This is a genomic window from Tannerella forsythia 92A2, from assembly GCF_000238215.1.
In the GTDB taxonomy this organism is placed as follows: domain Bacteria; phylum Bacteroidota; class Bacteroidia; order Bacteroidales; family Tannerellaceae; genus Tannerella; species Tannerella forsythia.
The window spans coordinates 671989-697431 of the sequence record NC_016610.1 but is presented as its reverse complement, the minus strand read 5'-3'; the positions used below and the strand labels follow the sequence as shown (position 1 = coordinate 697431).

Here is a 25443-nt window from a genome sequence, read left to right as displayed (position 1 = left end):
CTTTGTCGTTTAATAAAAGTAGTCCCGAAGTTCCTGTCACCTTTTTATCGTTTGATATAAGAGGATGCTTGAAGAAAGTTAGAACTTGGAAGAGGGGGGCTGCATCAGGTCGGAAAATTTTTTCATTCCTCTCAGGTAAAAATTTAGCAGAAGCGACTGTTTCATCATTTCAGGGACGGGGTAGGCATGTGTTTTTTCCAGATTCTCTTTTCGGATGGCTGCGTATTCATGTTTCCACTGTCCGAATACGTTTCGCGCACGGACGATGGCCCATGCATTCTTCGGGTGACCGGTAAGGACGAACCTGATGGCTGCCAGATAGTCGAGCATGAATCGCCAACGCATGACCCGCCGCAGGTCTTGATCGGGGAGGTTCTTATAAATCATCAGCAGGTTGTTGCGGAAGTTCAGGAACGTTTTGTGCGGACTCTCTACATGCAGCGTACCTCCGCCTACGTGATAAACAACCGACCGGGGGGTGCATAACAGCCGGTATCCGCGTGAGCGCAATCGCCAGCACAGGTCGATTTCTTCCTGATGAGCAAAAAAACGGCTGTCTAACCCGCCTTCTTTCTTGTAGACGTCCGTACGGACGAAGAGACAGGCACCGCTGGCCCAAAACACATCGGCTGTCGTGTCATACTGTCCTTGGTCTTCTTCTACGACCCCCAATACGCGTCCGCGGCAGAACGGATACCCGTAGCGGTCTATCCATCCGCCGGAGGCTCCGGCGTATTCGAAGAATGATCGGTTGCGTTCCGAGAGAATTTTGGGTTGCACACCGGCGATCCGGGTGTCTCTATCCATCGCATCGAGCGGTGCGTCCAACCAGTGAGGTGTAACTTCCACATCGCTGTTGAGCAGTACCGTATAGTCTGAATCTACCTGCTCGATCGCACGGTTATACCCTTCGGCAAAGCCGTAGTTCCGGTCTAAGACAATCACCCGCACAGACGGAAACCGCTCTTGGAGCATCTTTACCGAACCGTCTGTGGAACAGTTGTCTGCAACGATAATTTCGGCCGTTTCGCACGGCGTATGTTTCAGTAGCGACGGCAAGAACTTCTCCATCAGTTTTTTTCCGTTCCAGTTTAATATAATGACTGCTACTTTCATTATTCAGTATTCAGTTTTCAGCATTCAGTTTTCAGTGTCCTGTCCTGAGAAAAGTTGACAGTTGTTTTTTTGTCTAACGTTCAATTCAACAACTCAACAACTCAACAATTCAACAATTCAACAACTCAACAATTCAACAACCCAACAACTCAACGCCCGAAGGGTTTTATTTCTCACTCTTCACTTTTCACTCTTCGTTTTTCACTTTTCACTCTCCGTTTTTCACTCTCTTATATTTCCATCGCTTGTGTGTCCAGAGCCAGTTCGCCGGATCACGCAGGATGGTCTGCTCCATGCGGCGCGTATAGTCTTCGGTGATCCGATTTTCCGGCATTTCTCTCGGCCGGTCGGTGATCAACTGAAAATCGACCGTGTAATGCCCGCGCTTCTCCTGCCTGACGTCGGCATAGATCACCGGAGCATTCAGTTTGACGGCCAGACGCTCCGGACCCGTCAGCATGGCTGACTCCTGATTCAGAAACGTCGTCCAGTAATGCAGATTGGCACGACTGGGGGTCTGATCGGCAATAAAGACGAAGAGGCTCGGCTGTTTCTCGCGGGTGAGGCGGACTATTTCGCGTATCACGTCTTTCTTCCTGAGGCCGATAGCCCCGAAGCGTGTGCGCAGAAAAATGAACAGTTTATCGAATGCCTTGTTATTGAGCGGACGATATATTTGATAGACCTTCAGGCCGCCGTCGAAGCACGACGGGAATCCGGTGAACCATTCCCAGTTGCCGTAATGCCCCATCATAAGGATCAGGCTCGTATGACCTTGTGCCCGAAGCGGCCGGACTGATTCGGGATTGAGCAGGTGCGATCGACGGAGCAGTTCCTCATGCGAGATACCTGCGAGCTTGATCGTCTCGACGATGTAGTCGGCGAAATGCCGGTAAAACCGTCGTTCCAACTCCTGCCGCTCCCGTTCCGTTTTGTTGGGGAAGGCATGACGCAGGTTGCGCCGCACGACCTTCAGCCGATACCGTACGACACGGTAAATGAAAAATGACAGCACATCGGAAAACACATATAACACAGCCATCGGGAGCCGTGCGCAGGCTTTTACCCAGACGTAAAGCAATGCATATAGCAGTCGGTTACCCATGATGTTCAATCGATGAGGGTGGCCGTTAATGCCGTGCCGTCCGGGTTTTGTCTCTCCAACCTGACGGGAGTGATACGATTGACCCGCTTTGCGTCGTAGGGTACTTCCGTTTTGATGTAGTTTGCCGTAAAGCCGTACATGCGGTTGCCTTTACGCGTATGTTCGAAGAGTACGTCGGCCGTCGTTCCGATATGTGCCTCGTAGAATTCGCTGAGCTTGCGGTCGGATAAATCGAGCAGCTGTTTGCTGCGCGCATGTTTCACCTCGGGCGACACGACCGGCGTGATTTTCAGCGCCTGCGTTCCGGCACGCTCCGAGTAGCTGAATACGTGCAGTTGCGAAACAGGTAATGACTCCAGAAATTCCCGACACGCTTGGAAATAAGCATCAGTCTCACCCCGCGTCCCTACGATCACGTCTACCCCGATAAAGGCATGCGGCATCAATGACCTGATACGTTCCACCCGCTGGCGGAACAGCGCCGTGTCGTAACGACGGCGCATCAACTTCAGCACTTCGTCGCTCCCGCTTTGCAGCGGAAGATGAAAATGAGGCATAAAACGTTTGCTGGCAGCGGCGAACTCAATGATCTCGTCCGTAATCAGGTTCGGCTCAATAGACGAAATGCGGTAACGTGCAATACCCTCCACCTTGTCGAGTGCGCGAACCAACTCGGAAAAAGTTTCGTTCGTGCTCTTCCCGAAATCGCCGATATTTACTCCGGTCAGTACGATCTCTTTCCCGCCTTCGCATGCTACCTGTTCGGCCTGCGCGACAAGGTCGGCGATCTTGCCATTCCGGCTGCGTCCGCGCGCAAACGGAATCGTGCAAAAAGAGCAGAAATAGTCGCATCCGTCCTGTACTTTCAGAAAATGACGCGTGCGGTCACCGGACGAACATGAGGGCGTAAACGCGCGGATGTTCTTCGTCTCTGACGTGACCACCTTCTTCTTTTCCGTCCATTCGTTTAGATGGCGGACTACGTTGCCCTTCTGTTCGGCTCCCAAAACCATATCCACATGGCCTATCTGCGATACTTCTTCGGGCTTCAATTGTGCATAACATCCGGTAACTACCACAAAGGCATCGGGGTGCTGTTTGTGTACCTGCCGAATCAACCGGCGGCATTTCTTATCGGCCAGCTCCGTCACCGAGCAGGTATTGATGATGCATATATCGGCCTGCTCCCCGTTACGGACCTTCCGAATCCCGTATGCAGCCAGCTCCTTCCCGATCGTCGATGTTTCCGCAAAATTGAGCTTGCAACCTAACGTATAGTAGGCCGCTTTCTTGTTCTCAAAAACCGCTTCGTCAATCATCTCCCCTTATTACTCTGTCTGTATGAAACCGCAAAGGTAGAAGAATTTCCAAGAACGGCAAAAGCGCCCGAACGCTCTTTTCAGATGCTTCGCTCCACATGGGTTTCTGCATAATTTTGTTTACCTTTGCAGACATGGATAAAAATAAATGGGAACGTGATGATTAAGGAGAATTTTATTAAACTGTACGAAACAAGCTTTCGCGAGAATTGGGACTTGCCGTCGGTATCCGACTATGGGACCGATCAGGTGTTTTTCTTTTGCGATGTGGCCGAAGAGGTCGCCCGCTTGCATATCGTGCTGGAACAGTGTGGAGTAAAAAAAGGAGATAAAGTGGCACTTGTCGGAAAGGATTGTGCTCGCTGGTGCATTGCTTATATGGCCACAATTACTTACGGCGCCGTCATTGTCCCAATTTTGCAGGACTTCAATCCGAACGATATTCATCATATTATCAATCATTCCGAGTCTGTCGTCCTGTTTGTCTCCGACCGCATCTGGGACACGCTCGAAGAGGAAAAAATTCCGGATGTGCAAGTCGCTTTTTCATTGACCGATTTCCACTGTATCTTGCGTCGTGAAGGCATGTCCTCACGATTGCGACATGAAGATGTGGATGTGTTGATGGCCCAAAAATACCCTGGAGGCTTTACGAAAGAAGATATTCGATATCTCGAGGTGGGTAACGAGCAGCCGATCGAAATTAATTATACGTCCGGAACGACGGGTTTCAGTAAAGGAGTCGTGCTGACGGGAAATAATCTGGCGGGGAATGTGACGTACGCCCAAACGCTCGATCTGATGTTTCGGGGAGATGATGAACTTTGTTTTCTTCCTTTGGCTCACGCGTATAGCTGTGCGTTCAACCTGCTCACCCCCATGGCTGTCGGCGCTCACGTGCATATACTTGGCAAATTGCCTTCGCCGAAAGTGCTTCTCAAGGCTTTTCAAGACGTAAGGCCGAATCTGATTATTACCGTTCCGCTCATTCTCGAGAAGATATATAAAAACGTCATCTTGCCTCAGCTCAGCAAACGTTCCATGAAGATGGCGCTAAGTATTCCGTTGCTTGCGAACCGGATTTATTCGCAGATCAATAAGCGGCTGACTGATACGCTCGGAGGACAATTCTGTGAAGTCATTGTCGGAGGGGCGGCGATGAGTCAGGAAGTAACCGATTTCCTTTGCAAAATCAAATTTCCGGTAACCGTCGGTTACGGAATGACGGAGTGTGGCCCGCTGATCAGCTATTCGAATCATCGGGTCTTCGAACCAACTTCGTGCGGACATATCCTGAAAGACATTATGGAGGTGCGTATTGATTCTCCCGATCCGTATCTTGAGGTCGGAGAAATACAAGTACGCGGCGAAAATGTCATGTTAGGTTACTTTAAAAACGATGAGGCGACCGCCAATACTTTTACCGAAGATGGCTGGTTGCGCACCGGTGATATGGGAACGATTGATGCGGAAAAGCGTATTTTTATCAGAGGACGAAGTAAGACGATGATATTAAGCTCAAATGGACAGAATATCTATCCCGAAGAGTTGGAGTCGAAGCTAAATAATATGCCTTTCGTGATGGAGAGTCTGGTACTTGAGCAGGACGGCAAAATTGTAGCACTCGTCTATCCTGATTACGATTCGGTCGACACTACGGTGGTGCAACACAGCGATCTTCCGGCTATCATGGAGCAAAATCGGATCGAAGTCAATAAGCTTTTGGCTCCTTATGAACGTATCTCCCGAATCGAACTTTTTCCGACGGAATTTGAGAAAACACCGAAAAAAAGCATCAAGCGTTTTCTCTACCAAACTTTATCAGGCTCCCAATCATAATAACGGTATGTATTCCTATTTATTAATGGTGAATTGTCAATGGTTAATTGTCATGCCGGGTACATGATTCGGCGTGTAACACGCATAACCATTACCCGAAAGGGCTGCAAGCCCGATATAATCGTTAGCGGTCAGTATTCAGTAATCAGCCAACAAATCAACATGTCAACAAATCAACAACTCACCGCCTCTGCGAGGTTTATAAGGGCTGAAGGCCTGAATTAAATTCATTCTTATTGGTTCTATTGCGGAATCTGGGTTGAAAGGCAGATCGAATATTACGATAAAGTTCGCTCTTATAAGTCGGGTAAGAGAGAATATCTGCTTTGTTATCTAATGTGCGCGATACATTATTTTATATCCAGAGGAATGTAGCGCTGTAAAGTTTTTGTTTACTTATAAATAGTTGTTTCTTAACAATTTGCGCTTTTTCTTCAAAAAAAGGTCATAAAATATTTGTAGGGAAAGAAGATATTCCGTACTTTTGCACCCGCTTTCGAGAGGGGAGCCCGCTGCAAAGCGTGATAAGAAAGGATTTGTTTTTGGGTTTTTCTTTTTTCGGATTTTCCATATTGTTTGATATGAGGGTTTGAGAAAAAAGATTCAAAAAAGATTCGAAAAGATTTGGTTCGAATAAAAATTTGTTTTTATCTTTGCAGCCCGTTACCGGTTCGGTAATCGGATAAAAAAAGAAAGAGTGTTATTCTTTGAAAGTGTTCGAGGGGTACACAAAAATAAAAAGCGATCTTTGTAAGATTTACATGTAAAACAAGATGTAGTACAAGAAAAAAAAGTACCGTCAATTTACGAAAATAAAGGAAAAGGATATATTTTGGATTCTGAGCGCGATAGGATAAAAAAACAATTTGAACAACGGAGAGTTTGATCCTGGCTCAGGATGAACGCTAGCGATAGGCTTAACACATGCAAGTCGAGGGGCATCGAGGGTAGCAATACCTGTCGGCGACCGGCGCACGGGTGAGTAACGCGTATGTAACCTGCCCGCAACAGAGGGATAACCCGGCGAAAGTCGGACTAATACCTCATAAAACAGGGGTTCCGCATGGGGCTATTTGTTAAAGATTTATTGGTTGCGGATGGGCATGCGTACCATTAGGTAGTTGGTGAGGTAACGGCTCACCAAGCCATCGATGGTTAGGGGTTCTGAGAGGAAGGTCCCCCACACTGGTACTGAGACACGGACCAGACTCCTACGGGAGGCAGCAGTGAGGAATATTGGTCAATGGGCGAGAGCCTGAACCAGCCAAGTCGCGTGAAGGATGACTGCCCTATGGGTTGTAAACTTCTTTTACAGGGGAATAAAATGAGATACGTGTATTTTATTGCATGTACCTTGTGAATAAGCATCGGCTAACTCCGTGCCAGCAGCCGCGGTAATACGGAGGATGCGAGCGTTATCCGGATTTATTGGGTTTAAAGGGTGCGTAGGTGGGCTGTTAAGTCCGCGGTGAAAGTTTGTCGCTTAACGATAAAATTGCCGTTGAAACTGGTAGTCTTGAGTATAGATGAAGTAGGCGGAATGCGTGGTGTAGCGGTGAAATGCATAGAGATCACGCAGAACTCCGATTGCGAAGGCAGCTTACTAAGGTATAACTGACACTGAAGCACGAAAGCGTGGGTATCAAACAGGATTAGATACCCTGGTAGTCCACGCAGTAAACGATGATTACTAGGAGTTTGCGATATAGTGTAAGCTCTACAGCGAAAGCGTTAAGTAATCCACCTGGGGAGTACGCCGGCAACGGTGAAACTCAAAGGAATTGACGGGGGCCCGCACAAGCGGAGGAACATGTGGTTTAATTCGATGATACGCGAGGAACCTTACCCGGGATTGAAATGTAGACGACGGAGAGTGAGAGCTTTCTTCCCTTCGGGGCGTCTATGTAGGTGCTGCATGGTTGTCGTCAGCTCGTGCCGTGAGGTGTCGGCTTAAGTGCCATAACGAGCGCAACCCTGACTGTCAGTTGCTAACAGGTAAAGCTGAGGACTCTGGCGGGACTGCCGGCGTAAGCTGTGAGGAAGGTTGGGATGACGTCAAATCAGCACGGCCCTTACATCCGGGGCGACACACGTGTTACAATGGCAGGGACAAAGGGCAGCTACCGGGCGACCGGATGCCAATCTCCAAACCCTGTCTCAGTTCGGATCGGAGTCTGCAACTCGACTCCGTGAAGCTGGATTCGCTAGTAATCGCGCATCAGCCATGGCGCGGTGAATACGTTCCCGGGCCTTGTACACACCGCCCGTCAAGCCATGGGAGCCGGGGGTACCTGAAGTCCGTAACCGCGAGGATCGGCCTAGGGTAAAACTGGTGACTGGGGCTAAGTCGTAACAAGGTAGCCGTACCGGAAGGTGCGGCTGGAACACCTCCTTTCTGGAGCAGTCTTGGAATCTGTTTGAAAGATTCTTTTCCTTAGGTACTTTTATGGGTACTGCATTCTTGTTTTCATGTTTACTATAAAAAAGGGAAAAGAGAAAAAGGAAGCTGGGATGTCTCGGTTTCTTTGTCGAAAAAAAAAAGCCTGAAACGGGCTGCTTATTCGACTTGGAGAGCAAGAGACGATTCGTCTTATCCCGGCGGCAGTTGACGAGACAGTCCTATAGCTCAGTTGGTTAGAGCGCTACACTGATAATGTAGAGGTCGGCAGTTCAACTCTGCCTGGGACTACAGGAAAGTGAACAATGAAAAGTGAATAATGAAGAATGGCATCATTTTTAATTGTTAACTATTCATTATCCACTCAAAAGACGGGGGATTAGCTCAGCTGGCTAGAGCACCTGCTTTGCAAGCAGGGGGTCAACGGTTCGAATCCGTTATTCTCCACGAGTTTCGCAGTCTGCCCGAAGCGTTTATGAAAGAGGAGTTCTCTTGAACGACGAAGAAGGCGGAAACAAAAAAAAGCGAAAAGAAGAGTTCTTTGACATGATGGACAAAACAGAGAAAAGATTTCGTATGTCGAATGATGTATGCAAATAGATCAATTGCACATATGAATGAAACTTGAAGCGAATTTTAAGAAAAGCGTAGAAAGAGCTAAAGATAAAGAAGCCCACAGTATCATGTAAAGATTGTATAATTGTATATGAAAACTGTGAGGTAAGGATAAAAAAGTAAAAGAAGGGCAGACGGTGGATGCCTAGGCTCTCGGAGGCGAAGAAGGACGTGATAAGCTGCGAAAAGCTCGGGGGAGGTGCAAATAACCTTTGATCCCGAGATATCCGAATGGGGTAACCCGGCTGGTTGAAGGCCAGTCACACCGCAAGGTGAGCGAACGTGGGGAACTGAAACATCTAAGTACCCACAGGAAGAGAAAATAAGAATGATTGCGTAAGTAGTGGCGAGCGAACGCGCAAGAGCCCAAACCATGGTTGTTTCGGCATCCCATGGGGTTGTAGGACCGCGACGTAGCAAGAAAAGATGAAAGTGGAACCCGCTGGAAAGAGGGCCATAGAGGGTGAAAGTCCCGTACACGAAATCATTTTGAAGCTTAGCGGTATCCTGAGTAGGTCGGGACACGTGAAATCCTGTCTGAAACTGCGGGGCCCATCCCGTAAGGCTAAATACTTCCGAGAGACCGATAGCGAACCAGTACCGTGAGGGAAAGGTGAAAAGAACCTCGAACAGAGGAGTGAAATAGACCCTGAACCCGTCTGCCTACAAGCGGTCGGAGCACTGTATAAGTGTGACGGCGTGCCTTTTGCATAATGAACCTACGAGTTACTTTTTTTGGCAAGGTTAAGTGTCAAGTAGGCATGTAGCCGAAGCGAAAGCGAGTCTGAACAGGGCGGATAGTCAAAAGGAGTAGACGCGAAACCAAGTGATCTACCCATGATCAGGTTGAAGGTTAGGTAACACTAACTGGAGGACCGAATGGATATACGTTGAAAAGTGTTCCAATGAATTGTGGGTAGGGGTGAAAGGCTAATCAAACTTGGAGATAGCTCGTACTCCCCGAAATGCATTTAGGTGCAGCCTCGGGTGTTTTTGATGAGAGGTAGAGCGACTGATTGGATGCGAGGGCTTCACCGCCTATCAAGTCCAGACAAACTCCGAATGCTCATCATATGGATCCCGGGAGTGAGGGCATGGGTGCTAAGGTCCATGTCCGAAAGGAGAAGAATCCAGACCATCAGCTAAGGTCCCGAAATAGCCGCTCAGTTGCATTTAACGAAGTCAGACCGCATAGACAGCTAGGATGTTGGCTTGGAAGCAGCCATTCATTTAAAGAGTGCGTAACAGCTCACTAGTCGAGGGGTCTGGCATGGATAATAATCGGGCATAAGCGGTTTACCGAAGCTATGGATATCGCAAGATATGGTAGGGGAGCATTCCATACTCTGCGTTGAAGATAAGGGGTGACCTTTGTTGGAGCGTATGGAAAAGCAAATGTAGGTATGAGTAACGATAAAGGAGGTGAAAAACCTCCTCGCCGAAAGACCAAGGATTCCTGATCAACGCTAATCGGATCAGGGTTAGTCGGGGCCTAAGGATAAGCCGAAGGGCGATTCCGATGGAAGAGCCGGTTAATATTCCGGCACTGCTATATTGAGCGATGTGGGGACGGAGAAGTGACAGCACTGCCAACGGATGGAATAGTTGGTTGAAGGGTGTAGACGTTGATTGCGGCAGGCAAATCCGCCGCAAGAGTCGAACCTGACAGTATGCAGCGTACTTGTACAATGTAATATGTGCGTAAACAGGCTCCCAAGAAAATCCGCTAAGCATATTGATATAGCACTCGTACTGTAAACGGACACACGTGGTCGGGTAGAAAATACTAAGGCGCTCGAGAGATTCACGGTTAAGGAACTAGGCAAAATGGTCCTGTAACTTCGGGATAAAGGACGCCACTGGTGACAGTGGCCGCAGAGAATCGGCCCAGGCGACTGTTTAACAAAAACACATGACTATGCTAAATCGAAAGATGATGTATATGGTCTGACACCTGCCCGGTGCTGGAAGGTTAAGAGGAGAACTCATTCGAAAGGAGAAGGTTTGAATTGAAGCCCCAGTAAACGGCGGCCGTAACTATAACGGTCCTAAGGTAGCGAAATTCCTTGTCGGGTAAGTTCCGACCTGCACGAATGGTGTAACGATCTGGGCACTGTCTCAACTGTGAGCTCGGTGAAATTGTAGTATCGGTGAAGATGCCGATTACCCGCGATGGGACGAAAAGACCCCGTGAACCTTTACTATAGCTTTACATTGACGTTGGGCATCGGATGTGTAGGATAGGCCGGAGACTGTGAAGCTGTGACGCCAGTCATGGTGGAGTCGTTGTTGAAATACGGCCCTTTTGGTGTTTGACTTCTAACTCCTGTTCAATGGGAGGACACTGTATGGTGGGTAGTTTGACTGGGGTGGTCGCCTCCAAAAGTGTAACGGAGGCTTCTAAAGGTACCCTCAGACCGATTGGTAACCGGTCGCAGAGTGTAATGGCATAAGGGTGCTTGACTGAGAGACCTACAAGTCGACCAGGTAGGAAACTAGAGCATAGTGATCCGGTGGTTCCGCATGGAAGGGCCATCGCTCAAAGGATAAAAGGTACTCCGGGGATAACAGGCTGATCGCCGCCAAGAGCTCATATCGACGCGGCGGTTTGGCACCTCGATGTCGGCTCGTCACATCCTGGGGCTGGAGAAGGTCCCAAGGGTTGGGCTGTTCGCCCATTAAAGTGGCACGCGAGCTGGGTTCAGAACGTCGTGAGACAGTTCGGTCTCTATCTATCGTGGGCGTAAGATATTTGCGGGGATCCTGACACTAGTACGAGAGGACCGTGTTGGACAGACCGCTGGTTTACCGGTTGTTTCGCCAGGAGCACAGCCGGGTAGTTAAGTCTGGAAAGGATAAGTGCTGAAAGCATCTAAGTACGAAGCCTTCCTCAAGATGAGATATCTATTATAAGGGTCGTTGTAGACTACGACGTTGATAGGCTGCAGGTGTAAAGGTGGTAACATCCAAGCCGAGCAGTACTAATTGCCCGAAACTTTTTTATCGGGGTATAACCGCATTGGTTTGATTTATGTTTGGCTTGCGAACAGGCGAGATGCTGTTTGCTACGTTTTATCGCTTCTTTAAGCGAGCGAAAGAAAAGAGTTTCAAGCTCCTCTTTGTTTTGTCCTGACCGTCAAGGTAATTTTTTTTTGAAAGAGATTAAGGTGGTTATAGCACGAGGGATCCACCTCTTCCCATTCCGAACAGAGAAGTTAAGCCTCGTCACGCCGATGGTACTGCTATATTGTGGGAGAGTAGGTAGCCGCCGTTTTTTAGGTATTATTTTTTTTGAGAAGGAGCATTTTCTGAGAAGAAAATGCTCTTTTTTTTTGTATATATACCGCCCCATGTCGTAGCCTAAAAGCCGGGCGAAAAAGCTGCAAAAACACTTGCATCCGTATGCGGCAAAATTTATATACGGGAGAAAATAAATTTATATCCGTATGTAACTAATCACTGAGAATGAAGAAGTATAGGAGTTGGCGCAAACTAACTGATAATGAGAAGGAAATACATAAATCAGCATAATACTGCTCTGTTTGTAAAGGGCAGGAATATGCAGATTTAGGCAGAAGTTCAGTTACCAGAGTGTTACCTTTTTTGATGTTGGTAACGATGGAGAAGAAATAGGTAACTGAATTATTTTCGCTCGTGTGGCTGTTGCTTCGGTCGGCAGTTTTCTGCGTAAGTGAGGAACGCTTTAATTCGGGTAATTTTGCCCACAAATATTAAAGCGTATGAAAACAGAGAAAATGAAGGTGCTGCTCTACCTTAAAAAGAGCGGTTTGGACAAGTCGGGGAAAGCTCCGATTATGGGGCGTATTACCATTGGACGCTCCATTGCCCAGTTTAGTTGTAAACTCTCCTGCAATCCCGGCTTATGGAATTCACGTGAGAGCAGGATGGACGGCAAAAGCCGTGAGGCGGTGGAGATTAACGGAAGGTTGGAGAACTTGTTGCTTTCCATTCAATCTACCTATCAGTCGCTAATTGCCAAAGGACAGCCATTTGATGCAACTGATGTAAAGGAACTGTTTCAAGGCAGCGTACAGGCAAGATGCAGGCTCATCGAAAGGTTGGATATGCTCATCAAGGAGAAAGAAAGCCATATCGGTATAGACATCAAGGAAGAGTCTATGTCCGCCTATCATTCCACTCGGAAACGATTACAGGAGTTCATTCAGAAGAAATACCATGTTTCGGACTTGGCTTTCTCACTGTTGACAGAAAACTTCATCTACGAATTGCAGACGTTCTGTCTTGGTGAACTCGGTCATCAGCAAAGCACATTTTTCAGAGTTGCAGCAGATTTGAAGACCGTCTGTAGGCTGGCTTATCGTGAGGGGCTGGCTGATACGCTTCTGTTTGATAAAGTACATATAGAACGGGGAAACAAGAAAGCACCCAAGGCACTTGACCAAGAAGCATTGGACAAATTGAAGGCAATCAGCTTTGATGAGTTGGAAGAGGAAATGGAAACAGCTCGTGATGTGTTTCTTTTTGCTTGTTATACCGGAGTTGCCTATTGTGATTTGATGGAACTAAGCAAGAAGCATCTTGTCCGTGATGATGCAGGCAGTTTGTGGTTGAAGTTCAACCGACAGAAGACTGGCGTGCTTTGTCGTATCAAGTTATTGCCGGAAGCTGTTCGGTTAATTGAGAAAATGCACAGCGATGAAAGGGAAACTCTGCTCCCTTTCATCAAATATCCCACTTATCAGTCCTGTCTCAAAGCCTTGCGATTACGGGCCGGTGTTTCTTTTCCCTTTACCACGCATACTGCAAGACATACCTTTGCCACACTTATCACATTGGAGCAGGGTGTTCCTATTGAAACGGTCAGCAAGATGCTCGGACATATGAACGTAAGTATGACCGAACGTTATGCAAAGGTTACGCCGCAGAAACTCTTTGAGGAGTTTAACCGTTTCCTTTCTTTCACTGAAGATTTGCGTTTAACCATTTAACCAAGATTTTTTATGAGAAGTACATTCAAAATATTGTTTTACATCAACAGACAGAAAATAAAGGCAGACGGCAAGACCGCCATTCTCTGCCGTATCACCATAGACGGAAAAAGCACCGCCATTACCACAGGCGAGCAGTGCAAATCCTCCGAGTGGAACAGCAAACAAGGACTGACAACCGACAAGAAGACCAATCAAAGAATCGGCGAGTTTAAGGAACTTGTAGAGAAGACCTATCAGGATATTCTGATAAATGACGGGGTGGTAAGTGTGGAACTGCTTAAAAACCGTTTGCAGGGAATAGCCGCTACGCCGACAACGCTTCTTGCCATAAGCAAGGCAGAACTGCAATCCGTTAAAGAGTGCGTGGGCAAGTCAAGAGCAGAAAGCACTTATCAGAATCTTCTCTATTCAGACAAGTTACTTACAGAGTTTGTAAAGGATAAGGGAATGATGGATATAGCCATAGCCACTATAACGGAGGACTTGTTTGAAGAATACCGTTTCTATCTGAAAAAACGAGGCTTGGCAACAGCAACCATGAATCGCTATCTTTGTTGGCTGAGTAGGCTGATGTATCGTGCGGTCAGTCAAAGGCTCATTCGCTGTAATCCTTTTGAGAAAGCCAAGTATGAGAAAGCGGAACAGAAGATACGCTTTCTGCAAAAGAGCGATGTTGCCAAACTCATGGCATTGAGAGTAATTGATAAGGAAGCAGAACAAGCAAGACGGATGTTTATCTTCTCATGCTTTACGGGCTTGGCTATTGCTGATATGGAACATTTGCAATTTGGACACATTCAAACGGCAGCCGACGGACAGAAATATATCCGTAAAGAAAGGCAGAAGACAAAGGTGGAGTTTATTGTGCCCCTGCACCCGATAGCGGAGACCATCATCAATCAATACAAGAAAGAACAACCGAGCATGAAAGAAATGCAGACGGTGAAAGAAAAAGGTGACGACTTTATCTTTCACTGTGCTTGTAGCCGTAGCGTGATGAGTGCAAAGCTAAGCATCGTGGGCAAGGCTTGCGGTATCAGGGAACAGTTGTCCTATCATATGGCAAGGCACACTTTCGGTACAATGAGTTTAAGTGCAGGGATACCTATCGAAAGCATTGCCAAGATGATGGGGCACGCCTCTATATCCAGTACTCAAATCTACGCACAGGTTACCGACAATAAGATTTCGGAGGATATGGACAGATTGATAAGGAAACATCAAAAAGAAGAAATAAGGGAGGAAGCCGTATGAATGTCAATCACCATCAAACAAAAAGAGAGCGCAGCTATTTCGAGTGGGGCGACAAGATGCAAATCATTCATAAAGGCAAAGGTGATATAGCCATGACCGAGAGTGAGCTCGTTGACTTCTTCGGTGTAACATGGAAGAAACTCAACTATCGTCTGCAGCAACTACTAAAAGTATCTTCCCTACGTCCCGATGAAAGGGATACAGGGGAATTGGAAGTATTCGTAAATGGGCTGTTAAAAGGTTATGCCCCACTTTATCCGCTTTCAATCATCATCGCTTTGTCTTATCAATTGGACAGCACGGAAGTACACTTGTTCAGGAAATACATCTGTCGAGAACTGCAACGCCCTGAACCTGTGATGGAGCAGATATACCTACACTGCAGTGACAGTATCAATTGATATGCTTTTCTCTTTCACCGATATTATCTTACTACATAACTACAGGGAGGATAATATGGTGAAAGAAAAAGGGTTGCGCGTAGTCAGAAGCTGAAGTATCTATTACTACGGACTGACTACATTCTTTTTAATGTGTCTTCTTGTCGCTTCGGTCGTTTTCGTTTCAGATGCCTCACAAAGGTAGGGAAGAACTAATGCAAGGTCTTTGAGGAAAAACGCAATTGGAATGAACACAGCGGAGCGCAAAGGTGCCAATTTTCTCCAAAACCAGAGGTTATGGCATTGTAGCAGAATCAATTTTCTGAATTACCTTTGCGCCTGAATGGGAACGGTTAATGGATGTGATGCGGTAAAGAGTCTGATTCGGATAAGAAGTAAAAATCTGATTGTATCAGACAGATAGATGTGGAAAGTCGTAATAAAGCGGGCGTGTAAAAGCCGCCCGCGACAAGCGATGTGACTTTTAAACTGCTTTCAAGAAAAGAAAATATAGAAAAAGAAATATACTAAAAAAAATGTCTTGTAGAATTCCATCCCCAAGAACTATGAATAGACACCATAGCAATGTGGTAGAAAGCAGGTTTGCTGATTTTTTATAGACTGACCCCAATATCTTTTCGCTGTCGATCATGCTAAAAGTAAGAATGATTTGTGCCTGATAGCAAAAGTTTATGAAAGCAGAGGGTGTAACTTGTTTTTGTCAAAGAAAAGGAGAATTCCAGAAGGAAATTAACTCTCAGAAATTATATTGAAAAGTTTGTCCTGCCAAAGAAAAAAACAATTGTTTTCTTTGGCAGGACAGCATATTTTACCTATCTTTGCATTGAAAACAAAAGTTGTTTGAAACGTTAGTAAATCAGTGGAATTCATTTGAATACTGATTAAATCATAACCCTTTTAATTGTATAAGTGCTTATAATCAAGGAGTTATAAAGAGTTGGTTCTTTTTTAAAAGTCATTGAAATGCTTACATTTATAGATCTATTTGCAGGTGCAGGAGGATTGTCCGAAGGTTTTATTCGGGCAGGTTATACCCCTTTAGCACATATCGAAATGGACAAATATGCTTGTGACACACTGAAAACCCGTGCTGCTTTTCATTGGCTAAAAGCCAACAATCAATTACAAAAATACAAAGATTATCTTTATAATAAACAGGAAAAAACCGATGGAAGTAAACTTTGGGCGCAAGTTCTGCAGGAAATAACTGACAGCGTTATTCACGAAACTATTGACGAAGGTACCATAGAAAGTATTTTTGCAAAGGTAGATAAACTCAAAGGCGATAAGCAGGTTGATATTATCATTGGTGGCCCGCCTTGTCAGGCTTATTCTGTGGCAGGTAGGGCAAGAATGGGCAAAGCCGTGGAAGAAGACCCTCGCAATGAACTCTATAAGTATTATGTAAAGTTTCTTGAAAACTATCAACCTAAGATGTTTGTATTTGAAAATGTTTTAGGTATCCGAACTGCCAAGAAAGGGCAACTTTTTGAAGATTTGAAACGGCTTGTAGATAAAGCCGGGTATATGATGGAAGACCATATACAAATAGCTTCACAACATGGTGTTTTACAAAATAGGCAAAGGGTAATTATTGTGGGCTGGAGAAAGGGCACGAAATTTCATTACCCTGAACTGAAAATAGAACACAATAATTACGAAGTACTAAAAGATTTATTTTCCGATTTACCTGAACGCAAGCATGGAGAGGGTCAGTTATGCAAACCAATTCTATACACAAAGCCCCTTTCAAAAATGAAATATCTGAAAAAATCAAGTATCCGCAGTAGTGATTTTGATTTTACAACACAGCATATTGCCAGACCAAACAATGCAAACGACCGCGAAATATACAAAATGGCAGTTGACATGTGGCTGAACGAAAAGAAACGTATTGATTATTCGAAAATTCCAGCTCACCTTCAACACCACAAGAATAAGGAAACATTTCTCAATCGTTTTCAGGTTGTTGACCCTTATGGATGTTGCCATACAGTTGTTGCCCATATTGCTATGGATGGACATTATTACATTTATCCGACACTTTCCCCAACAATAGAAAATGTTCGTTCAATAACCGTTCGCGAAGCCGCCAGACTACAATCTTTTCCAGATGATTATTTTTTTGAAGGTAGCAGAAGTGCAGCATTTAAGCAAATAGGTAACGCTGTTCCTGTGGTTTTGGCTCATAAAATTGCGGAAGAAATAAAAAAACAGCTACTTCTATGAATACAATTCAATTTCAATATTTTCCAAAAAACAATCAAATACCAGAATATTTACAAAATATTGTGAATGTATTTAATACAAACAGTTCTTCTATTTGCTCGCTTCACAACGAGTTAGATAGTAATACCGTTCTTAGAATAGTATCGAATGGATTGATTAGTTTAGGCTTTGAAATCGAAAGAAGCAAAAAGCGAGAAGACAAAATCCAAGTTCCTGTTTTATTTGGGAAAAATGGGAAAATGGAGCAATCTTTTGATGCAGACGGATATCATAAAGAAAAAAAAATCGTCATTGAGGTTGAAGCAGGGCGTGCTGTAACCAACTACCAATTTCTCAAAGACCTATTCCAAGCTTGTGTGATGAGTGATGTCGATTATTTGGTTATAGCCGTAAGGAATATTTATCGAAAAAATCAAGATTTCGAGAAAGTAATATCTTTTTTCAATACTCTTTATGCCTCGGGAAGACTGATTTTGCCATTAAAAGGCATATTAATAATTGGATACTGAAATATCATGAATTACAATATAATACGAAAAGCACAAGCTATTCCTGAAGCCGCCTCAATGATAGAAACATTTCGGGCAATCGGCTACAACCTTGAAACTGCTATAGCGGATATTATCGATAATTCCATTTCTGCCAATGCTCGCAATATCTATATAAATCGTATATGGAGAGGCGGTCAGTCTATTATTACAATAAAAGACGATGGAGATGGTATGAATAGTAATGAGATAATCCAAGCGATGCGACCAGGTGCGAAAAACCCATTATCTGACCGCTCTGAAAATGATTTGGGTCGTTTTGGATTAGGATTGAAGACTGCTTCATTTTCTCAATGCTGCAAACTTTCTGTACTAAGCAAACGAAAAGATTATGCTTCCGCCTTTTGGTCGTGGGATTTGGATTATGTTGCTCAAAGTGATAAATGGGAACTGTTGCAATGGATGCCAGAAGAGCTTAAAGGAGAACTAGATAGCTTATTGTCTGGAACACTTGTAGTATGGTCAGATTTAGATAGGGTTTTGCCAACAAATACTCTTGAAACCGACGAAAATGCGAAACGCCGATTTTCTGATGCTTTGGATAAAGTAAAAAAGCATATTGCGATGACCTTCCATCGCTTTATCGAGGATAAAACAATCAAAATATATTGGGGCGAACATGAAATCGAAGCTTGGAATCCGTTTTGCCCGAACGAAAATAAAACACAAGAACAACCTAGCGAGAATATTAACGGTGGGGCCAAAATGAAAGGATATGTTTTGCCACACAAAAATAATTTCTCGTCAGAGCAAGAATACAAAAGAGCTGAGGGAATAAACGGATATCCAGCACAACAAGGTTTTTATGTTTATCGCGGCAAACGCTTACTTTTGGCAGGCGATTGGCTGGGGCTATTCCGCAAAGAAGAACATTACAAGTTAGTCCGCATACAAATTGATTTGCCAAATAAACTTGATACCGAATGGCAAATTGACATTAAAAAATCAAAAGCATATCCGCCTGCAGTTTGTCGTGAACAATTGCTCTCTTACGCAAAAACCATACGTGCCATTGGTTCAGAGGTTTATCGACACAGAGGTAAAATTGTGAAGCAGCGAGCTGGACAAAATTTTCAACCGCTTTGGCTGGAGAAGAAAAAAGATAATAAATGGTCATTTGTGGTTAATCGTGAACATTTAATGATTCAGGATTTGAAAGATTTGGCAAAGGAAAAACCAGAACAGGCGATTGAAAAACTGCTGAAGTTTTTAGAGGAAGCAATCCCTACAAAAACAATATATATTAACGAAGCACAAGGTGAAGAAAAACAGAAAACACCATTTTCCGATGTTAATACAAATCTGATAAAAGAGGTACTTTCTTTAATGTACAATAATCAAATTGGCCAGGGTAAAACGCCTGCACAAGCAAAGGCTCTGTTGAAAATACAGGAGCCGTTTAACAATTACGAAGATTTAATCGAGCAACTATAAATGAATGATAATTACCAAGTAGCGATAGAGATATGCCAGAGTATAATTGGCAGAAAAGCAAGTGTTACTGACAGCGAGATAAATGAAGCGGCCATTAAGGCAAAAATGATTTATCCAGACGTTGATGCTGCAAAGTTGAAAAACGATTTACTTTCAATGTATAGCGTTAAGATTGATGCATTCCAAATTTTGGAAGGCAGAGAACGCCGTGATCCTTGGTTGAAAGATTTTCGGGCAAACAAGATGTCAAAGTGGGAGTTTTGGATGCGCTATGCAGAATATTTGGAAAAGCATAAAAAGTTTGCGCCAAGTGTAATTTTGCAATTGGATGAGCTGACCGACAGGGTCTTGGACAAACTTTTTAACCCTCAACGCAATGAAATTCAAATCTCGAAAAAAGGACTTGTTGTAGGACAAGTTCAATCAGGTAAAACGGCTAATTATACAGGGCTTATTTGTAAAGCTGCTGATGCTGGGTTTAATCTTATCATCGTTTTGGCAGGTATTCACAATAATCTGAGAAGCCAAACCCAGAACCGCATAGACGAAGGTTTTTTAGGCTTTGATACGCAATACGAAAGAGCTTACACAATGAATAATACAACAAAAATCGGAGTTGGACTTATTCCTGGTTTTGATAATGCTATAGCCAATTCATATACGACAAGTCTGGAAAAAGGTGATTTCACAAGTAGAGCAGCCAATACGGCAGGCTTCAATTTCAATGTACCACAGCCAATTCTATTGGTTGTAAAGAAAAATGCTTCTGTTTTAAACCGTTTGTACAAGTGGTTGCAAACCCAGACCATAAATGAAAAAATCACAAACAAATCTCTGCTTATTATTGACGATGAAGCAGACAACGCCTCTATCAATACAAATCGTAAAGAATTAGACCCTACAACCATAAATAGAAATATTTGCAGCATAATTTCTCTATTCAATCGTTCTGCTTATGTTGGCTATACAGCAACGCCATTTGCCAACATTTTTATTCCACAGAACGAGGACGATTTGTTTCCACGTGACTTTATCATTAATATTCCTGCCCCAACAAATTATATTGGTCCCGAAAAGGTTTTCGGTACTTCTATAATTCCAGATGACACAAACAGCGATTTGCTGCCAATAATCTATCCTATAAAAGATTATGATTTCTTTGTGCCACAAGGACACAAAAAAGATGATGACAAACCAAAATTCGAAGATATTCCTGAATCTCTGAGAATAGCAGTAAAATGTTTTATCGTTACTTGCGCTATCCGAATAGCCAGGGGGCAGGGTACAAGACACAATTCAATGCTCATTCATGTTTCTCGTTTTCAAATGTGGCAAAACCACATAAAAGAGTTAGTCGAAAATCTTTTCAATTATTACAAACACGAGATTGAAGCGAGCGACACTGCTATTTATGAAGAATTTCGTAAGATTTTGGAAGATGACACAGCAAATTACAAATCATACAAAACTATAACTAACGAAATAAAAGAGTCAAAATTTAGCGATATTGACAAAAATTTATCTGTACACTCGTGGGAAGAAATCAAACCACAGCTTTTTAAGGCAGTACAGAAGATAGAAGTAAAATCAATTAACGGAACTTCGGGCGACTGTTTGACTTACTACGAAAACGAAAAGAACGGAATTTCAGTAATCGCTATCGGTGGGGATAAACTTTCACGAGGTTTGACCTTGGAAGGACTCTCGGTAAGTTACTTCTTGCGTGCCTCAAAAATGTACGATACACTTATGCAAATGGGGCGTTGGTTTGGATACCGCCCCGGATATGTTGATTTGTGTCGCTTATTCACAAGCGAAGAGCTGAATGAATGGTTCAGACACATAACTATTGCAAGCGAGGAGTTGCGAGGCGAATTTAACTATTTGGCTGAATCGGGAGGAACACCGGAAAATTATGCTTTAAAAGTCCGCACCCACCCTGGCAGCCTGCAAATTACCTCTGTTTCAAAAATGCGCTATGCAAAACAGATTTCCGTTTCATGGGCGGGCAGATTGATAGAAAGCTATCAACTGCCAATGGATAAAGGCATTAAGAAAAGAAATTTGATTGCAACTGACAATTTTATTTCAGCACAAGGAATGCCGGAAAAGAAAGGCAACAATTATTTGTGGCGTAATGTTTCGCCCGATGATGTTTGTGATTATCTCTCAAAATTCAAAGTTGCCAACAGTCTAAAAAAAGTTGATTTGGATATGATTAGTAATTACATTCAGGAACTCGTAAAAAAGGGCGAATTAACTTCATGGAGTGTAGTTGTAATGAATAAAAATCAACCTGCAGTACAGTATACATTTTCAAACAGCATACAAGCAGGCTGTTTTGACCGTAACCGCGCCGAAGATACAAATTGGAACACTTACTATATTCGTAAAAATCACATTGTTGGAAATCAAACCGATGAATTTATTGATTTGGACGAAGATTTGATAAACGCAGCATTGGAACGGACACGGCAGCGAAAGGCAGAGCTAAACAGAGGTTGGGACAAAGAATATCCTGCACCTGAAATTGTTCGACAGGAATTCCGCCCGCGTACAAATCCGCTTTTGCTGATTTATCCGCTTAATCCTGAATGTGCAAATGTTAAGGATAAACATGGAAATATACAAAGTGGCACGATTTCGTACAGCAAAACAGATGATCCATTTATTGGTTTTGTAATATCGTTTCCAAGCAGCAGTACCAACATTGCAATTTCATACGCAGTAAATCAGGCTGCAGAATTTGCAAAAACAGAAACTTTATTTGACAACGAAAACGATAATGTTTATGACGAATAGTAATCACATATCCAAATTGTGGAAAACGTTGGAGGAAGAGAAGAATACCGGATTGGTTAAACGCCTATATTCAAGCAATATACCTTTTTACATTTATGCTACATTTCAGTACCCTGAAATGTATTATGGCATAGCATTTACTTTCAGTAACAATATACACATGGATATTTCTTCATTCGTCAATTTGAGAGAATTGAAAGTTATGTTATTAGCCGATACCACTTTCCCAAATTCTCGTCTATTGATAATCCAATTGTTACACCCTAACAACCGAGATGTTTTCGCTATTTTGTGTAAAAACCTGATACAGTCGGTTATTACTCTGAATACCGAAGAGAAAATAAGTCGGACTATTGTCAATCAGCTGGAAAAATGGAAAATGCTTTTTGATAAAAACAGTTCGACAGGTTTAACACCTGATGAGCAACAAGGACTTTTCGGTGAATTACATTTTTTGAGAAAATTTTTAGCACAATTCAATAATAGACCCAATAGTGTGCTTAACACTTGGGTTGGTGTTGATAAGGCATTACGCGATTTTCAGGACAATAGCTGGGCAGTGGAAGTCAAAACTACCTCAACCAATAATCCGCAGACAGTAACCATTAACGGAGAAAGGCAGTTAGACGAAACCTTGCTCGACAATCTATTTTTATTTCATCTTTCAGTCGAGATTTCAAACGGTAAGGGGCAAACACTTTACCAAAAAATTTCCGAAATTCGTAAATTTCTCGAAAACGACATACCTGCTTTGTCACTTTTTAATGCCAAACTGTTTGAAGCTGGATATCTGGATATACATGAACCATTTTATCAGGACAGGTTTTACCAAATCCGCAGCGAGAATTTTTACAAAGTTGAAAATAATTTTCCTCGCATTAGAGAAAATGAACTTCGCAGTGGTGTAAGCGATGTAAGATACGCTATCATTCTTGCAATGTGCGACGAGTATTTAGTTTCTGAAATTCAACTATTCAACACACTTAGACAATCATGAATGAAATAAATAAATTCTATCAGTCATTATTGTCGGATATCGTTTCGTTGCAGGCAGGTAGCGAAGAAGGCGATATACAAGAACAGATATTTACACGCCTTGCCATTGAAATGCTTGCAGAGGCAGGCGAAACCGAAAATGCCGCCATTGCCTATGATGAAAAAGCACTAGGCACACGCAATCAGCATAAAATAAATGCCTACGCAATATCGGACAATTACGAAACAGTCGATTTATTTATCTCTATTTTTGACAATTCCGAGACGATAAAAAACATTTCAAAAGCCGATATAGAGACAGCCACAAAGCGAATCACAAATTTTTTCCGTAAAGCCATCTACAACGACTACGCAAATGAAGTTGCTGAATCGTCGCCAATTTTTGAATTTGCCAATACATTAGCTAATTTTCAAGAGCTAAAAGACAATCTTGTTCGGGTAAATGTTATAATCCTTACTAACGGCGAATACAAAGGCGATTTTCCGCAGAGTGCAACTATTTGCGGATACCATATGTTTTACAGGGTAACTGATACAAATTATCTGTATAAAATTTCAGAACAGTCTCGTGTGCCAATTGAACTTGATTTTGAGGATTTTGAAGGTGAAAAATTTGAAATTCCCTGTTTGTCTGCTCCAACTGATAACCCCGATTATAAATCGTACATAGCAATCATCCCTGGTACTTGTTTGGCAAAACTTTATGAAAAATATGGGGCACGGTTGTTAGAACAAAATGTACGCTCATTTCTGCAATTCACAGGTAAAATAAACAAGGGCATACGTGATACTATTAAAACAGAACCACATATGTTCTTCGCATTCAACAATGGTATTGCCGCTACTGCCGACCATCTGGTGCTTGACAAAACCAATCGTTATATACGAAAAATCAGTAATCTACAAATTGTAAACGGAGGACAGACAACTGCCTCAATATACAACACCGCAAAGAAAGATAAAGCGGATATTTCAAACATTTTTGTACAAGTAAAATTTTCAATTATTGAAAAACCTGACCAATACAGTGAAATTGTGTCTCGCATTTCTCGTTATGCCAACACTCAAAACAAAGTTAATGATGCTGACTTTTCGGCGAATAATCCCGCTTTGGTTGCTTTTGAAAAACTATCTCGTCACATATTGTCGCCAATAACAAGTGATAGCAATATGCAGACATGCTGGTTTTTCGAACGTGCACGTGGACAGTACAAAACTTTGCGAAGCAGAGAAGGGTTTACCAAATCACGCCAAAAAGCATTCGACCTGAAATACCCAAAAAATCAGATGTTCTCCAAGGTAGAACTTGCAAAATATATAAATGCATACCAAGAAATATACGATGGCAGGAAATTAGTAATTAGTCCAAATATTGTAGTGCGAGGAAACGAAAAAAACTATGCAAGGTTTATCAATAATAATATTCCAGATAATATTAAGAAAATCAATAATGTGTATTTTGAAGATGCAATTGCAAAATGCATTTTGTTTAAAACTGCAGAAAAACGTTATGGAACAAAGCTAAACGATTACAACATTGGTGAATTGCGACAAGTAGTCGTACCTTATACGCTGTCGTTATTAAATATTTTAACAAACGATAAATTAGACTTGTTTAAAATATGGAAAAATCAGAAAATATCGCAAGCATTGTCCGATTGTATTTATGATTTGATGAAACAAGTAAATCAGTTCATTTTGGATAATTCTCCCGTAACACACTACATTGAATGGGCTAAAAAAGAGGAGTGTTGGGAGCAAGTCAAAAAATATTCTTGGACTTTCAATGCCAATGATATAAAAACCGAACTGATAGACGAAACCAATCCACCAAAACGAAATACAGTAGCTGATAATGAAAATAAAGAGAAGACAGCTCAACACGAAGAGGGTATTATTCGCTCAATTCCATTTGCTTTGTGGAAAAAGATTGAAAAGTGGGGACGTGATTCTGGCTTTTTGTCGATTAATCAACAGACGACAGCAAGCGACGCGGCATACAAAGTCAAGAATAACAGAAATTTTAATGATTCTGACCGCAGTAGAGCAATGGCAGTTTTTGAGAAAGTTTGCCAGCACAATATAGAGTTATTAGAAGAAGCTGACAGATTAGTAGTACAAGAAGAATCAATTACAGAGACTATCCATAGTAAAAACGATAATACAGCTTCAACCGAAATTACTTTGGAATTAATTCGAAAAATGGTTGATTGGGACAGACGTAAACGTATTTTGGAAGATTGGAAGTGGAAAGTGATGAATGATGTTTTACAAGGACGAAAAACATTGGATGACCGTAAAAGATATACGTTCTACCTGAATTTAGAAAAATTGAAAAAACACGGGTTTACAGAAAATTGAAGTGTAATGAGAAGTTTTGGGATAGTAGAAGACAAAATAAAAGAAACAGACTT

Annotated in this window: 13 protein-coding genes, 2 tRNA genes and 3 rRNA genes; 15 read left to right on the top strand and 3 right to left on the bottom strand. The window is 43.0% G+C overall.

The genetic code is table 11. The features are described from left to right. Window positions 1–78: 78 nt before the first annotated feature. The 3 genes from BFO_RS02860 to mtaB form a co-directional block, all read right to left on the bottom strand. A complete protein-coding gene (locus BFO_RS02860; protein WP_041590616.1) occupies window positions 79–1119 on the bottom strand; it encodes a glycosyltransferase family 2 protein in 1041 nt (346 codons plus the stop codon). A 205-nt stretch (window positions 1120–1324) separates the two neighbouring features. Next, a complete protein-coding gene (locus BFO_RS02855; protein ID WP_041590615.1) occupies window positions 1325–2221 on the bottom strand; it encodes a lysophospholipid acyltransferase family protein in 897 nt (298 codons plus the stop codon). A 5-nt stretch (window positions 2222–2226) separates the two neighbouring features. Next, window positions 2227–3540 carry a tRNA (N(6)-L-threonylcarbamoyladenosine(37)-C(2))-methylthiotransferase MtaB gene (mtaB, locus tag BFO_RS02850; RefSeq protein ID WP_014224086.1) on the bottom strand — a complete coding sequence of 438 codons (1314 nt, stop codon included), beginning with the start codon at window positions 3538–3540 and terminating at the stop codon, window positions 2227–2229. Between the two features lie 159 nt (window positions 3541–3699). Here mtaB and BFO_RS02845 point away from each other — a divergent pair, with 159 nt between their 5' ends. The 15 genes from BFO_RS02845 (at window position 3700) to BFO_RS02775 (ending at window position 25390) form a co-directional block, all read left to right on the top strand. Next, window positions 3700–5379, top strand: coding sequence for an AMP-binding protein (locus tag BFO_RS02845; RefSeq protein WP_041590614.1), 1680 nt, complete (start codon window positions 3700–3702; stop codon window positions 5377–5379). An 870-nt stretch (window positions 5380–6249) separates the two neighbouring features. Next, window positions 6250–7774, top strand: a 16S ribosomal RNA gene (locus tag BFO_RS02840). A 220-nt stretch (window positions 7775–7994) separates the two neighbouring features. Further along, window positions 7995–8068, top strand: a tRNA-Ile gene (locus tag BFO_RS02835). A gap of 82 nt (window positions 8069–8150) precedes the next feature. Then, window positions 8151–8224, top strand: a tRNA-Ala gene (locus BFO_RS02830). Between the two features lie 280 nt (window positions 8225–8504). Next, window positions 8505–11397 (top strand): 23S ribosomal RNA (locus BFO_RS02825). Window positions 11398–11555: 158 nt separating this feature from the next. Beyond that, window positions 11556–11666, top strand: a 5S ribosomal RNA gene (rrf, locus tag BFO_RS02820). The 16S, 23S and 5S rRNA genes sit together here with 2 tRNA genes alongside, the layout of an rRNA operon. A gap of 466 nt (window positions 11667–12132) precedes the next feature. Next, window positions 12133–13362 carry a site-specific integrase gene (locus tag BFO_RS02815; RefSeq protein WP_041590613.1) on the top strand — a complete coding sequence of 410 codons (1230 nt, stop codon included), beginning with the start codon at window positions 12133–12135 and terminating at the stop codon, window positions 13360–13362. A gap of 12 nt (window positions 13363–13374) precedes the next feature. Next, the gene (locus BFO_RS02810) at window positions 13375–14619 is read left to right on the top strand and encodes a site-specific integrase (protein WP_014224082.1); all 1245 of its coding nucleotides are present in this window, start codon (window positions 13375–13377) and stop codon (window positions 14617–14619) included. Continuing rightward, the gene (locus BFO_RS02805) at window positions 14616–15020 is read left to right on the top strand and encodes a hypothetical protein (protein WP_014224081.1); all 405 of its coding nucleotides are present in this window, start codon (window positions 14616–14618) and stop codon (window positions 15018–15020) included. Before BFO_RS02810 ends, BFO_RS02805 begins: the two co-directional genes overlap by 4 nt. Before the next feature lie 963 nt (window positions 15021–15983). After that, entirely contained in the window at window positions 15984–17249 is a 1266-nt protein-coding gene (locus BFO_RS02800) for a DNA cytosine methyltransferase (RefSeq protein ID WP_014224079.1), read from the top strand. Continuing rightward, a complete protein-coding gene (locus BFO_RS02795) occupies window positions 17246–17758 on the top strand; it encodes a hypothetical protein (protein WP_041590612.1) in 513 nt (170 codons plus the stop codon). The genes BFO_RS02800 and BFO_RS02795 overlap by 4 nt, the downstream gene beginning before the upstream one ends. A 6-nt stretch (window positions 17759–17764) precedes the next feature. After that, window positions 17765–19231: an ATP-binding protein gene (locus tag BFO_RS02790; protein ID WP_014224076.1), complete on the top strand. Its 1467-nt coding sequence runs from the start codon at window positions 17765–17767 to the stop codon at window positions 19229–19231. Beyond that, complete coding sequence (locus BFO_RS02785) at window positions 19232–22033, top strand: Z1 domain-containing protein (protein WP_014224075.1); 2802 nt, start codon at window positions 19232–19234, stop codon at window positions 22031–22033. Further along, the gene (locus BFO_RS02780) at window positions 22023–23030 is read left to right on the top strand and encodes a PD-(D/E)XK motif protein (protein WP_014224074.1); all 1008 of its coding nucleotides are present in this window, start codon (window positions 22023–22025) and stop codon (window positions 23028–23030) included. The genes BFO_RS02785 and BFO_RS02780 overlap by 11 nt, the downstream gene beginning before the upstream one ends. Continuing rightward, a complete protein-coding gene (locus tag BFO_RS02775) occupies window positions 23027–25390 on the top strand; it encodes an AIPR family protein (RefSeq protein ID WP_014224073.1) in 2364 nt (787 codons plus the stop codon). The genes BFO_RS02780 and BFO_RS02775 overlap by 4 nt, the downstream gene beginning before the upstream one ends. The last annotated feature ends 53 nt before the right edge of the window (window positions 25391–25443 follow it).

Coding starts and splice junctions, on each gene's coding strand:
- BFO_RS02855 (WP_041590615.1), bottom strand. CDS start 2,221: ATGGGTAACCGACTGCTATATGCATTGCTTTACGTCTGGGTAAAAGCC.
- mtaB (WP_014224086.1), bottom strand. CDS start 3,540: ATGATTGACGAAGCGGTTTTTGAGAACAAGAAAGCGGCCTACTATACG.
- BFO_RS02845 (WP_041590614.1), top strand. CDS start 3,700: ATGATTAAGGAGAATTTTATTAAACTGTACGAAACAAGCTTTCGCGAG.
- BFO_RS02815 (WP_041590613.1), top strand. CDS start 12,133: ATGAAAACAGAGAAAATGAAGGTGCTGCTCTACCTTAAAAAGAGCGGT.
- BFO_RS02810 (WP_014224082.1), top strand. CDS start 13,375: ATGAGAAGTACATTCAAAATATTGTTTTACATCAACAGACAGAAAATA.
- BFO_RS02805 (WP_014224081.1), top strand. CDS start 14,616: ATGAATGTCAATCACCATCAAACAAAAAGAGAGCGCAGCTATTTCGAG.
- BFO_RS02800 (WP_014224079.1), top strand. CDS start 15,984: ATGCTTACATTTATAGATCTATTTGCAGGTGCAGGAGGATTGTCCGAA.
- BFO_RS02795 (WP_041590612.1), top strand. CDS start 17,246: ATGAATACAATTCAATTTCAATATTTTCCAAAAAACAATCAAATACCA.
- BFO_RS02790 (WP_014224076.1), top strand. CDS start 17,765: ATGAATTACAATATAATACGAAAAGCACAAGCTATTCCTGAAGCCGCC.
- BFO_RS02785 (WP_014224075.1), top strand. CDS start 19,232: ATGAATGATAATTACCAAGTAGCGATAGAGATATGCCAGAGTATAATT.
- BFO_RS02780 (WP_014224074.1), top strand. CDS start 22,023: ATGACGAATAGTAATCACATATCCAAATTGTGGAAAACGTTGGAGGAA.
- BFO_RS02775 (WP_014224073.1), top strand. CDS start 23,027: ATGAATGAAATAAATAAATTCTATCAGTCATTATTGTCGGATATCGTT.